This is a genomic window from Aeromonas sp. DNP9 (assembly GCF_001728955.1).
Taxonomy (GTDB): domain Bacteria; phylum Pseudomonadota; class Gammaproteobacteria; order Enterobacterales; family Aeromonadaceae; genus Aeromonas; species Aeromonas veronii.
Genome location: NZ_LYSQ01000019.1, coordinates 1 through 12677, shown reverse-complemented (window position 1 = coordinate 12677; position 12677 = coordinate 1). Strand labels below are relative to the sequence as shown.

Here is a 12677-nt window from a genome sequence, read left to right as displayed (position 1 = left end):
GTCGTCATGGTTTATTGGCGTCGCTTATACCGGCATGTTCATGATGGTCTTGTAGGCATCGACCATCTTGTTGCGCACCTGTACCGTTGCTTCAAAAGCGATGGACGATTTTTGGCCCGCGATCATCACCTCGGCCAGATCCACCGACTTGTCGCCCATATCGAAACGGGTACGCAGATCATTGGCGGCCCCTTGCAGCTCGTTGACGTTGCCAAGCGCCTGTTGCAGTAGCAGACCAAAGTCGGAGGTTACCTGACGACCGGGTTGTGCCAACGGCGTTGCGCCTGCTTCGATCTTGAGCGCCTGCATCTCTTGCATCAGGCTGCTTGCACTAATTTCCATTTTCTATCCCCAGACAAATCATTGACGCTGATTGGCTTAAAGCAATAAAAGTGCCAATCAGGTAAAATGCTTTCAAGCCAAGGGCTGGGGGGATGGATGAGGAGCTTGCATCACTCAAGGCCGCGGTACGCTACCCTCACCAAATAACAACCTCAGATAGCTAAGATGCAGATCGTAATGTTCTCCGGCGGGTAATTTGACCAACACTTCGTTGTAAAGGTAACCCGCTCGGCTCGCAGCCAGATCGGGTGAGATCAATCCCTCTGCCACCAGTTTGGCGACGATGGCCTCCGCCAGAGCCATCGTCGCCTCATCGGCCTGCCCCCAGCCAAAATGCCCCTGGTATTCAGCCCCTGACGGGCTGGGGTCGAGGGGAAAGACCTGCTCCCCCTTGACCCAAAAGACCATGGGAATGCCATCCTGCTGACGCAGATAGATACTCTGTTTGTCCCACTCTCGACCAGGACTCATCTCCATCCCACCCGGTTCTGTTGCTTGTACCATGCCACTCTCCTTGTCCTGTTGCTAAAGCTTGTTTGCGCCCACGAAAAAGAGGGCTACGGGCCCTCTTTTTACTGCAAGTTGCGGCGTTTAAACAGACAACAACTCACTGTGAATAAAGAAAAACTGACGATCGCTCAAAGCATGATCAATTACTGGGTCAGATCCTTGTCAATCCAGTACTTGGAGCCGGAGATATTGGCATCGAGCAGCAGGCCCTTCTCGCCAATCTGGTAGATGGCCATGCCGCCATTGTATTTGGCGGTCAGCTCGGCGCTCTCCTTGCCGGCCACCACACCCACTTCGGAGGTAGCTTCCCACCCCTGGGTCACGAAGGCATCGAATCTGGCCTTGTCTTCAAACAGGATCACCTGCTGATAGAACTTGCCACCAATCCCGGCCGCCAGACCTGCGCCAAACATCTTCATATAGGTGTGCTTGCCGGTTTTGCGATTGACTGCCACCCCGGCCCCCTGATTGGTATGCAGCATCAGGGAGAACTTGCGCGAATCGAACACTGCATAACCATAAGCCTTGTCAAACAACAACTTGGCTGATGGCTGCTCGTTGAACAACCGGATCAGCGCAGTGTCGGCCATAGTATTGAGCGCGATCCTCGCCTCTTTCGCCGTCTTGGGGTTGAGCATCTCGTTGAGCTCCTTGTCGGCCGCCTTCAGCCACTCCTTGCCGGTGGCGATGCTCTTGTCGGTCCAGACCCCGGCGGTATTGAAGGCATCTTCCCCCCAGGCCGAGATGGAGGCCCAGCTCTTCTTGGAGAAATCGCTGACATCCTGCCACACCTCCTTGCTGGTCTCGCTCACTGCCGCTCCCAGATCGGACGCTGCGGCCTTGAGCTTGGCCCAGTCGGCATAACAGGGTGAGAAGGCCAGACTCAGTGACAGGGCCAGCAACCAGTTACGCTTGTTCATTTTTTCACTCCCGTATTGTCGAGTGTCTGGGTTACCTGGTGCGATCACCTACAACAGGCTACCCGCTGAAAATCACTCCCGCATTATCGGAAGGGGAATCCGGTTAAGCAATCATTGAGTCCTGCTTATCACGCCACAGCCCGACAGCAGTTAACAAAAAGGCTGCTCATCAAAGAGGAGCAGCCTTGTTAAACACAGTAAAACCGGACGGGCTTATTCGACCATCATCACCTTGCAGGTGTTGGTACTGCCCACGGTTTCCATCTTGTCACCGTGAGTCAGCAGCACCATATCGCCGCTCTGCAGCAGCCCCTTCTCCTTGAGCACGGCCAGCGCGTCGCGACACACTTCGTAGACCGGTTTGGTCTCGTCACCGTCGAACATCACCGGGGTGACGCCACGGTAGAGATTGGTCCAGGCCAGGGTCTTGTTGTGGGGGGACATAGCAAAGATCGGCAGACCGGAGCTGATACGGGACATCAGCAGCGGCGTGGTGCCGGACTCGGTCAGTGCCACGATCGCCTTCACCCCTTCCAGGTGGTTTGCCGCATACATGGTGGACATGGCTACAGCTTCTTCAACGGAAGTGAAGGTGTAGCTCATGCGGTGGTTGGAGACGTTCAGGCTCGGATGCTTCTCGGCCCCGACACAGACGCTCGCCATGGAGGTCACTGTCTCGATGGGGAACTGACCGGCAGCTGTCTCGGCGGAGAGCATCACTGCATCGGTACCATCCAGCACGGCGTTGGCCACGTCCATGACCTCTGCACGAGTCGGCAGCGGCGCATTGATCATCGATTCCATCATCTGGGTGGCGGTGATCACCACACGGTTCAGACGACGGGAGTGGCGGATCAGCTTCTTCTGCACGCCAACCAGCTCGGGGTCACCGATCTCGACCCCCAGATCGCCACGGGCGACCATCACGGCATCGGAACCGAGGATGATGTCTTCCATCGCCTCATCGGTGGCGACGGTTTCGGCGCGCTCAACCTTGGCCACGATCTTGGCATTGGAACCGGCTTCACGAGCCAGTTCACGGGCATAGCGCAGATCATCGCCACAGCGCGGGAAGGAGACAGCCAGATAGTCCACGTTCATACGTGCAGCAGTCTTGATGTCTTCCTTGTCTTTCTCGGTCAGGGCCGGAGCGGAGAGACCGCCCCCTTTCTTGTTGATCCCCTTGTTGTTGGAGAGCGGCCCGGCCACGGTCACCGTGGTGTGAATGCGGGTTCCTTCAACCTGCTCGACCTTCAGTTGCACACGGCCATCGTCCAGCAGTAGGATGTCGCCCTGTACCACATCGTCTGGCAAGCTCTTGTAGTCGATGCCAACCTGCTCCTGACAACCTTCACCCTTGCCGAGTGCCGCGTCGAGAATGAACTTGTCACCGATGGCCAGATAGATTTTGCCATCCTTGAAAGTGGAAACACGGATTTTCGGGCCTTGCAGATCACCCATGATGGCGACGTGACGACCGAGCTTGGCAGCAATGTCACGCACCTGATTGGCGCGCAGGATATGGTCTTCAGCAGTGCCGTGAGAGAAGTTCATCCGCACCATGTCGGCCCCGGCGCGGATGATCCCTTCGAGGATCCCTTCGCGGTCGGTAGCCGGACCGAGTGTGGTTACAATCTTTGTACGTCTAGGCATGAAAGACTCCAATATGAAGTTGATATGACTTGAGATTCTGCCCCATCAAGCCCATGGCTCGATGCACCCGTTTACAAACCATCTGGGTGGTTTTTGTTATTAAATTACAATACTACACCAAGGCGGGTGGCATAGACAGTCGGGGGCCTGAGCCCCCGACGGTTCAGGAAGAGTGCGGGGTTTCGAAGCGGGATTCGCGCAATCCCTCTTTTACTTTCTTCAGATTTTCGCGAAATTTCATCCCCCGGCGCAGGGTAAAACCGGTCGCCAGCACATCCACCAGCGCCAGCTGGGCGATGCGGGATGCCATCGGCATATAGACATCGGTATCTTCCGGCACATCCATGGAGAGCACCAGGTTGCACTCGCGGGCCAGAGGGGAGTCCTTGGCGGTCATGCCGATCACGGTGGCGTCGTTCTCGCGAGCCAGCGCGGCGATCTCGACCAACGCCTTGGTGCGGCCGGTGTGGGAAATCAGCACCACCACATCCCCTTCGCTGCTGTTGATGCAGCTCATGCGCATCATGACGATATCGTCAAAGCTCACTACCGGAATGTTGAAGCGAAAGAATTTGTTCTGGGCATCGCGGGCAACGGCGGAGGAGGCGCCAAGGCCGAAGAAGCTGATCTTCTTGGACTGGGTCAGGATATCGACGCAGCGGTTGATGGCAGAGATATCCAGGCTGTTTTTGGCGGCATCCAGACATGCCATGGTGGATTCGAAGATCTTGGCGGTGTAGGTATCCGGCCCATCTTCCGCTTCCACATGACGATTAACGTAAGGGGTGCCATTGGCCAGGCTCTGGGCCAGATGGAGTTTGAAATCAGGAAAGCCCTTGGTATCGAGACGGCGGCAAAAGCGGTTGACGGTCGGTTCACTGACGTCGGCCATCTTGGCCAGAGCGGCGATGCTGGAGTGGATGGCGGTCTGGGGAGACGCCAGGATCACCTCGGCAACCTTGCGTTCTGATTTACTGAAACTTTCCAAGTTGTTCGTAATTTTATCAAGGGTATTCATCATCACCACCAGGCGTTTTTGTAATTTAGCTTCAGTGTCTTTGCACTCAATCTACGGCTAAGCAAGTTTCCATTCAAGCTAAGGACTATACAAGACAAGCGGTTATCGCAACTAACGCCTGCCATACAAAGTATGACTCATCTCTAATTATTTCGTACTTTTCGTTACAAAACGTCACCTAGCCATGAAAGCGCTTACAAATGTTGCAAAGCAACAACACTGTGAGCAGGCGCACGTTTGTATCGATCCGGCGGGTGAGCAAGCCTGAGCTCGGATAGAATGGGCCGTCATAATCCAACAATAATCTCGGGACACCAGAGTCGTCCCAATCCTGTAACGAAGGAGTTGTTATGCAGCATACCCATGCGCTGGTCGGCGATGTCGGCGGCACCAATGCGCGTCTGGCCCTGTGTGAGCTGGCCACCGGTACTATCTCTCAGGCAAAGACCTACTCAGGTCTGGCCCATCCCAGCCTTGAAGCCGTGGTACGCCTCTATCTGGAAGAACACAAGGTACAGGTGGCTGAAGCCTGCATCGCCATCGCCTGCCCCATCAACGGTGACTGGGTTGCCATGACCAACCACAGCTGGGAGTTCTCCATCAGCGAGATGCAGAGCAATCTCGGGCTGGTACGCCTGCAAGTGATCAACGACTTTACTGCGGTCTCGATGGCGGTGCCGGTCTTGGCTGAATCGGATCGCATCCAGCTGGGCGGCGCCGCGCCGGTAGCGGGCAAGCCCATCGCCATCTATGGTGCGGGCACCGGCCTTGGGGTCGCCCATCTGGTCAAGGCGGGCGACCAGTGGCTGAGCCTGCCGGGTGAAGGTGGTCATGTGGATTTTGCTGCCAACACCGAAGAGGAAGATGCGGTGCTGCAAGTAATGCGAGGCGAATTGGGCCATGTCTCGGCAGAGCGTTTCCTCTCCGGCCCGGGTCTGGTCAATCTCTATCGCGGGCTGGTGAAATCCGATGGCCGTGAGCCAGAGCCGTTTGCCCCCAAAGACATTACCGAGCGCGCACTGGCGGGCGAGTGCCTCGATTGCCGTCGCACCCTGAGCCTGTTCTGCGTGCTGATGGGCCGCTTTGCCGGCAATCTGGCCCTCAATATGGGTACCTTTGGCGGCGTCTATATCGCAGGTGGCATAGTGCCGCGCTTCCAGGAGTTCTTTACCAGTTCCGGTTTCCGGGTCGCCTTTGAAGACAAGGGGCGCTTCAAATCCTACCTCAAGGAGATCCCGGTGTTTCTGATCACCCATGAAGGGCCGGGGCTACTCGGTGCGGGCGCTTACTTGCGCCAGTCGATGGGGATCACTATCTGATTGAAGAGGGGAACGAGGCGGGATCATCCATGGTTCAGCCTCGATTCAGTGTGAATGGCATAAAGTAGCCGCACGTAACCAAGAGGGTTGTGCTTCACAAGGAGTGGAAAGCGACTCTCATCCGCTGGATACGTTTGTCACCTGACAAGCCTGAACTGTTTCAACCGGCCTTTTGGCCGGTTTTTTTTGCTTCAAAAGCAGTCACTTGTAACTTCGCTAACCCACCCTCATGACCACATGTGACCAATATCATGGTCACTACAACCTAAATGTTGTCTCGGTATCACCCTTTATGTACATTAAAACAGTCACCCGAATAATTAGATTTACTTTTCGGGTTGCTGATGAACAAGGAGAGACATCATGGCAAGTTTCGACACACTGAAAAGTGGAACGATCAGAGTTCGTATTTTGGTGAAAAACGGTTCAAAATCAGAGAGATTACAGAAGACATTCCCTTCCATGGAGGAAGCAAGAGCGTGGGCCGATAAGGTTGAGTCAAGGAACGCAGTTGTTTGTAACGTGCCAGAGTCAGTGACTGTTGATGACCTGCACAAAGCACACCTACTAAGAGCTGTTGGGCCATCGACTATCGAGCGCGAAGAGGGTCACTACAAGCACCTCAAGCCAACATTCGGTAAGAGCATCCCAGAGCGACTGACCCAAAGCGATGTGGATAAATACATAGAGAAGGCATTGAAGACACGACACTGGAATACGATCCGCCGTGAGGTAATCTACCTCAAGTCGTTGCTCAAACGAGTGGAGTCTAACCCGCTTGCCAACCTCAAGGTAAAGGGCGAAATCACTTCGGTGAAGCGCCCTATTACCGCCTCGGATTACAAGGCGCTACTAGAAGCCACAAGGGAAAAGAACCGCTGGATAATTCGGCTCTTGATGGAGAGCGGCTGGCGGCGAGCAGAGATCTGGAGTTTGCGTCCCTGCGATGTGCGGCTGGAGGATAACGTTGCAGACTTCCCCGATGCGAAAACACATGACGAACGAATGAGAACCTTTACCGATGATTGCCGACTCTTGCTGGAGCAAGTCATCAAAGAGCATTTGGAGAGTGGTCGTAAGGATACCGAGCGACTCTGCCGATTTAGTCGCCCTAATGGCATCAGTGTCATGTTCATTAGATCCCGCGAGAAGGCAGGACTTGGAGATCATGTCCACCCTCACAACTTCCGGCACGGCTTTATCACCAGGGCTCAGAACTTTTTCGGCCTAACCGTCTCGGATGTAATGATGTTCACGGGCCACCGAGATAAAAAGACCGTCATGCGCTACACACAACCGATGGTGGAGGTAGCGAGAGCCAAGATGAAGGGAGTCCGGCGAACCGAGGTTGGCCAAGTGAAAGAAGAAAATTGGGATTGACCATTCCAACAAAAAGCCCCTCGATTGAGGGGCTTTCTATTAGAACGAAGAGACGGCCTTCACCGGTAGCAATGGATCGTCATTGCAAGCCATGAGGGCGTCCCGCTCCACGTAGCTCGTCTGCATAGCGCCCCGACCGAAGAGGTGCCACACCAAGAACATGCTGCCCTTGTTGTTGCCTCGCGCCGGTTCACCGGTCTCGGGGTGCAGGAAGGACAAGCGCCCGCCTGTTACAACCACCACCTCCTGACAAGTCGCCTTCGCTTTCTTAAACCAGCCATGACCAGCATGACCGTCCCGATGCCTTCCGCTCTGGCCTCGTTCGCTGCGTCCACCCAAGGGCCAATGTTGCTGTACGGCGGATTGCACCACGCATACTCCCCAGGCATAGCGAACCACGTCCACGGCGTAGCCAAGGCGTTGTGGCGCTCGTCTATGAAGATGGGCAACTGGGTATTGATGACACTGGCGGCAACGTCCACAACCAACGGATAGCGTACCGCCATGTACTGGAACACCGGTCTCGGTGTGCGGTAGTGGTCGCGGTTCATTGCGCCCCCAATGATAACGAGAGGCCCTGTTGCACCTCCCCTCGGAGTTGGAACTCTTCGAGAGCCAAGGTGCGCTTATCAATCCTGCGCTTTGCCAACCCGCGCCCGTGGAAACTCCCCTCGTTTGCCGAGTCCATTGCGCGGAGAGTGTGATCGTTGATGCGCCGATTCAACTCGTCACGCTTGCGGAGCATGGCCTCCATCCAGTTGAAGGCATTGATGAACGCCTCTTTGAATGCACCTGCTTTGGCTCCTGTAAAGCCCATGATGAGGAACATGCAGCCGTCACGAGTGAGCAAGTATTCTGGCACCTCTTTAGTGCCTCCCCCAGGTATCAGCTGGAGGTAGCTAGACTCCTCAAAATTAAGGGCTCGAAACTTCGCGCTGCATTTCAGGTTAGTGATTGCTTGCATGACATTATCATGGCGCTTTACAAACACGTCCGCGATGATGCGCGAATTGGTCACGACCTGATCGCCTTTGACCGAAACCAATGCGCGGAACACGCCCTCGTCCAGTTGGTCTTCCACGGTATTTGCTGTGACTTCAAACATGGTGAATCCCTTCAAGATGTAAGAGAGCCAAGTAGAGAATGCGCCAGTGCTTGAGGCGCATCACGACTAGGCTGTCGTCTGTTGTCATGCGGTTGCGCCGGTTGATGACCACCGGCACTTCCGGCCCTCTGCTTCTGGCCAAGCTGCGCTCTGCTTGCGCCATCGCCTCCAAAAAGTTGAGGCGCTCCACGCGCTTGGCCTCGACATGAAGAAGGGGCGTCCCCACTAGGTCAGCCCCTCCGGTCATTCGCTCGTTCACACCACCGCCGCCGCCCGATAACGGCGCCATCAGGTGACAGGCCCAAGAGAATGTTGATGCTGCCATACGACAGACCTTCCTCGATGCACTCCCGCAAGCGGGCGTCCAGTTCATCCGTCCACTGGAAGGTGAAGGACGGGCGGTAGAACAGGTGCTTCTGGGTGACAAGGCGCTTCCAGTGCTCAAGGGTGGTGCTCATGCTGGGATCTCCTGCAATGAGGCCACCGGCACGGACACGACCGGCATCATCATCCCAAGCGGGTGATGTGGCAGGATGGGGAGTCTTGCTTGGGCCAAGTTGGTGAAGAACTCATAACGCAAACTCGGGCCTTGATTGGAGACGAGAATGCAATGCTTGAGGGTCACACCACTGAGACCATGCGCGTGGCTCAAGATAGCCAAGTCGAGGTGAATGACCTCTTCGTTGACGCCCGCGTAGGTGAATGGATGCCGCTCGGCCAACTGGGTGAGCGTGACATCGAAGTACCCTTCAAGGGCACTGCGGGCCTGCTGTTTCAACATAACGATCCTTGTTAGTTATCCCGTTGCTTCATCGACCTCGCACACCTGTCGCAGATGAATTGCCACTTCGGGCGCTTCACGCACTTCTTGCAGAACAGGCATGGACGAGTCCAATAGTTGACCTTGAGAGGGGCGACAAACTTCGCGCCGTCAAACTCTCTGATGCCTTCGCGCACCAAGATCCTTTTGAGGGTGTCAACACACACACCTACTCGCTCGGCCTGTACTGGTAAGCTCTCTGGCGGTAACGAACGGAGCCAGTCAAGTTGCTCAGTCGTCAGTTTGGTTTTCTTCGGCATAGTTCCCTCTCACACCAAGGCATGAAAAACATACCACACACCCACCCCATTGCAATCTGAAAGAACAAAAATGGGCTAGTGTATTTTTATACAGCATATCCAAAGGTCTAACGGGCGTGATCTAGACAACAAAACAAACAACCACCCTTGTCTTTTGGTCAAAAAAATGCTACCCTCAATTCACTTCTTGGATCTCCTGAAAACCTCCGACTCCCTTACTTCACCGCTGGCGCGGTTCCGTAAGGTCGTGACTAAACTTCACTAAGTCAGGCAGGCGTTCTAAGGAGTCTTGGCTTCCTCTTGATTTTGAGAGACCTAAAATCCTCAAGAGATACAGAGGCCCAAGGCGAAGTGAATTGGACAAAAGGGGGGCCGCGTGTCCGCTGAAATGTCACTGGAAGAACGGCGTCAGTACGTCCGTGACAACTACCCAGATGTGGCAGAACTAATCAGACTCGCCCGCCTTCACTTCGGTGAGTCTGTCGAGATAGTGGTTACACTGGATGAACCAATAACAAAGGGGCCGTGAGCCCCTTTGTTTATTCCTCGATCCCCAGGATGTCGTTAACCGTTCGCAGCGGTAGGCCAAGCATTCGGGATGCGTCCTCCGCACTGTGGCCATCGTTGATTAGCCGGTAGACATTTGAGCACTTAGAGTTGTAGCTTGTCTCCATCCCAACGAGCGTGGGGAAGGGCGCCGCGCGAGATCAAGATCAACATCTACATACGGTTCATCCCCACGTGCGCGGGGAGCAGGCCCCCTACTCTGCCGACGAGTACATCAGCACCGGTTCATCCCCACAAGTGCGGGGAGCGGTTAACCCCATCGCTCACATCGGTGACGTAGTTCGGTTCATCCCCACGGGTGTGGGGAGCTGGTGCGGCGTCCCTTGGCCAGCACATCGTTACCCGGTTCATCCCCACGTGCGCGGGGAGCAATCCGGTAGCTGTTGTCACCTCCGCCGCTGTCGCGGTTCATCCCCGCGTGCGCGGGGAGCAGACCTATCACGTTGTTGGCCTCAAGGCGCTGGCCGGTTCATCCCCGCGTGCGCGGGGAGCAGGCCGCTATGACCAAGGCTCTGCTGGCGGCTGGCGGTTCATCCCCACGGGTGCGGGGAGCAGAACGTTCGTCGGCCTGAGTGGCTGCTGCCGCCCGGTTCATCCCCACGTGCGCGGGGAGCAGTCGTTGTAGGCGGCGGCCAGCGGCTCTACGTCCGGTTCATCCCCACGTGCGCGGGGAGCAGCTGTACCTCGAAGTCGCCCTTGATGGCTGCATCGGTTCATCCCCACGTGCGCGGGGAGCAGACGAACGCAGCGCACCAAGGCGTCTCGTCGTCCGGTTCATCCCCACGTGCGCGGGGAGCAGTAGCCTGACGCCCCCATGAAGGTGATCGGCCCCGGTTCATCCCCGCGTGCGCGGGGAGCAGGTAACTGTTACCAGTTCAAAGGAGGGGCCATTCGGTTCATCCCCGCGTGCGCGGGGAGCTGTCCAGAGACACATCCCGTCCATGCTGCATTTGCGGTTCATCCCCACGTATGCGGGGAACGGTCATTCATCTTAGCGCGGTCCTCCACGAACCCCGGTTCATCCCCACGAATGCGGGGAACGGACCAACACCATTCAGCTCACCATCTCCAACATCGGTTCATCCCCACGTATGCGGGGAACGGGCTACCTTCCTCCATGTCGCTTCGTCAATGTGCGGTTCATCTCCACAGCTGCGGGGAGCTGGAATTGTCAGTATCTCGCAGCTGCAGAGTGACCGGTTCATCCCCACGGGTGTGGGGAGCTGCCTCCCCGCCGGGGTGCGGTGGCGCGGAGAGTCGGTTCATCCCCACGGGTGCGGGGAGCAGCCGATCACCATCGCCTCACCGGTTGGCAACTTCGGTTCATCCCCACGTACGCGGGGAGCAGTGGCTGCCAAGCATGCGGGGCATCAGCAGGCTCGGTTCATCCCCACGTACGCGGGGAGCAGTGGCGGTGAACGAACGGGGCGTTGGCAATGACCGGTTCATCCCCACGTACGCGGGGAGCAGGAAATCAAGCACCGACATACCAGCGCCGTATGCGGTTCATCCCCACGTACGCGGGGAGCAGGGATACCGACCACGGCGGCGAGACCTGTCAGCACGGTTCATCCCCACGTACGCGGGGAGCAGCAATGACGGCGGTCATAGGTGTAGCGGCTTACCGGTTCATCCCCACGTACGCGGGGAGCAGGCCTGGACGCTGGTCTCTGCCGCTGCATCCGGCGGTTCATCCCCACGTACGCGGGGAGCAGCCACACGTTCTTATCATAAGCAGGCAAATTGTAGGTTCATCCCCACGTACGCGGGGAGCAGGCTCGGTTAGCTGGTCTCGCCGTCGGCGGGGCCGGTTCATCCCCACGTACGCGGGGAGCAGGCATAGATATGGCCCAGCGCCCGGGCCAGTTCGCGGTTCATCCCCACGTACGCGGGGAGCAGGGCCAGACTGTGCTGCTACTGGCATCCTCGAGCGGTTCATCCCCACGTGCGCGGGGAGCAGATTTCCGCCTGCATCGCTGGCGATGTTGAGTTCGGTTCATCCCCGCGTGCGCGGGGAACAGAAAACAACGCTGCTGGCGGGCATACTGACTCACGGTTCATCCCCGCGTGCGCGGGGAGCAGCCAAACATCGACAGCACTTGGCGGAATGCCCACGGTTCATCCCCACGTGCGCGGGGAGCAGGTTGGACAGGTTGCAATTGACCCCTGCCCCGCTCGGTTCATCCCCGCGTGCGCGGGGAGCAGCCTGGGCGTTCTTGTGCTCGCGTTCTATGGCGCGGTTCATCCCCACGTGTGCGGGGAGCAGGCATCATTGGCTCAATCGCTGGTGTGACTCTGCGGTTCATCCCCACGTGTGCGGGGAGCAGACCAAAGAGACTGCCCCGCCATTGAGCGGGGTCGGTTCATCCCCACGTGTGCGGGGAGCAGACCCCAGTATGTCTGGGCATCTAAACTGGAGGCGGTTCATCCCCACGTGTGCGGGGAGCAGCAGAGCACCCCATAGCCATCGCCGCCCGCAAACGGTTCATCCCCACGTGTGCGGGGAGCAGGCGGAAGGTCTCGAGCACGGCGACCGCTCCAGCGGTTCATCCCCACGTGTGCGGGGAGCAGCACGTCATCAACACACTGGAGCTGGCCTGCTCCGGTTCATCCCCACGTGTGCGGGGAGCAGGGTGGGCGACCGTCTACAAGGTGCAGCACTGCCGGTTCATCCCCACGTGTGCGGGGAGCAGATACTGACAAAACACGAAGACCTTGAGTGTCGCGGTTCATCCCCACGTGTGCGGGGAGCAGTCGGTGTCAGTCATCCGCTGGCTGGCCAT

10 protein-coding genes, 2 pseudogenes and 1 CRISPR repeat array are annotated in these 12677 nt (G+C 57.2%); of the genes and pseudogenes, 2 read left to right on the top strand and 10 right to left on the bottom strand.

Annotation, left to right across the window (positions count from 1 at the left end; genetic code table 11):
• Positions 1-24: 24 nt before the first annotated feature.
• From fliE to A9G06_RS13930, 5 genes are all read right to left on the bottom strand, one after another.
• Entirely contained in the window at positions 25-342 is a 318-nt protein-coding gene (gene fliE / locus A9G06_RS13950; protein WP_005353687.1) for a flagellar hook-basal body complex protein FliE, read from the bottom strand.
• 114 nt (positions 343-456) lie between these two features.
• A complete protein-coding gene (locus A9G06_RS13945; RefSeq protein WP_069555619.1) occupies positions 457-846 on the bottom strand; it encodes a hypothetical protein in 390 nt (129 codons plus the stop codon).
• 149 nt (positions 847-995) lie between these two features.
• A complete protein-coding gene (locus tag A9G06_RS13940; protein WP_069555618.1) occupies positions 996-1772 on the bottom strand; it encodes a hypothetical protein in 777 nt (258 codons plus the stop codon).
• Positions 1773-1985: 213 nt separating this feature from the next.
• Positions 1986-3425, bottom strand: coding sequence for a pyruvate kinase (gene pyk / locus A9G06_RS13935; protein WP_005362071.1), 1440 nt, complete (start codon positions 3423-3425; stop codon positions 1986-1988).
• Positions 3426-3588: 163 nt separating this feature from the next.
• A complete protein-coding gene (locus A9G06_RS13930; protein ID WP_005334759.1) occupies positions 3589-4443 on the bottom strand; it encodes a MurR/RpiR family transcriptional regulator in 855 nt (284 codons plus the stop codon).
• A 335-nt stretch (positions 4444-4778) separates the two neighbouring features.
• On the opposite strand from A9G06_RS13930, the pseudogene glk reads away from it, so the two are divergent.
• Together glk and A9G06_RS13920 are read left to right on the top strand one after the other, a co-directional pair.
• A pseudogene (gene glk, locus A9G06_RS13925) lies at positions 4779-5762 on the top strand (glucokinase); the annotation flags it as partial.
• 363 nt (positions 5763-6125) lie between these two features.
• Entirely contained in the window at positions 6126-7142 is a 1017-nt protein-coding gene (locus A9G06_RS13920; RefSeq protein WP_069555616.1) for a tyrosine-type recombinase/integrase, read from the top strand.
• A 39-nt stretch (positions 7143-7181) separates the two neighbouring features.
• On the opposite strand, the pseudogene A9G06_RS22565 reads toward A9G06_RS13920, so the two are convergent.
• From A9G06_RS22565 to A9G06_RS13895, 5 genes and pseudogenes are all read right to left on the bottom strand, one after another.
• Positions 7182-7648: pseudogene (locus A9G06_RS22565) on the bottom strand (DNA N-6-adenine-methyltransferase).
• A gap of 41 nt (positions 7649-7689) precedes the next feature.
• The gene (locus tag A9G06_RS13910; RefSeq protein ID WP_069555615.1) at positions 7690-8247 is read right to left on the bottom strand and encodes a Rha family transcriptional regulator; all 558 of its coding nucleotides are present in this window, start codon (positions 8245-8247) and stop codon (positions 7690-7692) included.
• Positions 8240-8437: a hypothetical protein gene (locus tag A9G06_RS13905; RefSeq protein ID WP_139126243.1), complete on the bottom strand. Its 198-nt coding sequence runs from the start codon at positions 8435-8437 to the stop codon at positions 8240-8242. The genes A9G06_RS13910 and A9G06_RS13905 overlap by 8 nt, the downstream gene beginning before the upstream one ends.
• 40 nt (positions 8438-8477) lie before the next feature.
• The gene (locus tag A9G06_RS13900) at positions 8478-8705 is read right to left on the bottom strand and encodes a hypothetical protein (RefSeq protein ID WP_069555613.1); all 228 of its coding nucleotides are present in this window, start codon (positions 8703-8705) and stop codon (positions 8478-8480) included.
• Positions 8702-9028: a hypothetical protein gene (locus A9G06_RS13895; RefSeq protein WP_069555612.1), complete on the bottom strand. Its 327-nt coding sequence runs from the start codon at positions 9026-9028 to the stop codon at positions 8702-8704. The genes A9G06_RS13900 and A9G06_RS13895 overlap by 4 nt, the downstream gene beginning before the upstream one ends.
• 1026 nt (positions 9029-10054) lie before the next feature.
• A CRISPR array of direct repeats spans positions 10055-12648; the repeat unit is 16 nt; unit sequence CGGTTCATCCCCACGT.
• Between the last annotated feature and the right edge of the window lie 29 nt (positions 12649-12677).

Excerpts from the sequence above, each read along its gene's own strand:
- A9G06_RS13945 (WP_069555619.1), bottom strand. The coding sequence starts at position 846 with ATGGTACAAGCAACAGAACCGGGTGGGATGGAGATGAGTCCTGGTCGA.
- A9G06_RS13940 (WP_069555618.1), bottom strand. The coding sequence starts at position 1,772 with ATGAACAAGCGTAACTGGTTGCTGGCCCTGTCACTGAGTCTGGCCTTC.
- A9G06_RS13930 (WP_005334759.1), bottom strand. The coding sequence starts at position 4,443 with ATGAATACCCTTGATAAAATTACGAACAACTTGGAAAGTTTCAGTAAA.
- A9G06_RS13920 (WP_069555616.1), top strand. The coding sequence starts at position 6,126 with ATGGCAAGTTTCGACACACTGAAAAGTGGAACGATCAGAGTTCGTATT.
- A9G06_RS13900 (WP_069555613.1), bottom strand. The coding sequence starts at position 8,705 with ATGAGCACCACCCTTGAGCACTGGAAGCGCCTTGTCACCCAGAAGCAC.
- fliE (WP_005353687.1), bottom strand. The coding sequence starts at position 342 with ATGGAAATTAGTGCAAGCAGCCTGATGCAAGAGATGCAGGCGCTCAAG.
- pyk (WP_005362071.1), bottom strand. The coding sequence starts at position 3,425 with ATGCCTAGACGTACAAAGATTGTAACCACACTCGGTCCGGCTACCGAC.
- A9G06_RS13910 (WP_069555615.1), bottom strand. The coding sequence starts at position 8,247 with ATGTTTGAAGTCACAGCAAATACCGTGGAAGACCAACTGGACGAGGGC.
- A9G06_RS13895 (WP_069555612.1), bottom strand. The coding sequence starts at position 9,028 with ATGTTGAAACAGCAGGCCCGCAGTGCCCTTGAAGGGTACTTCGATGTC.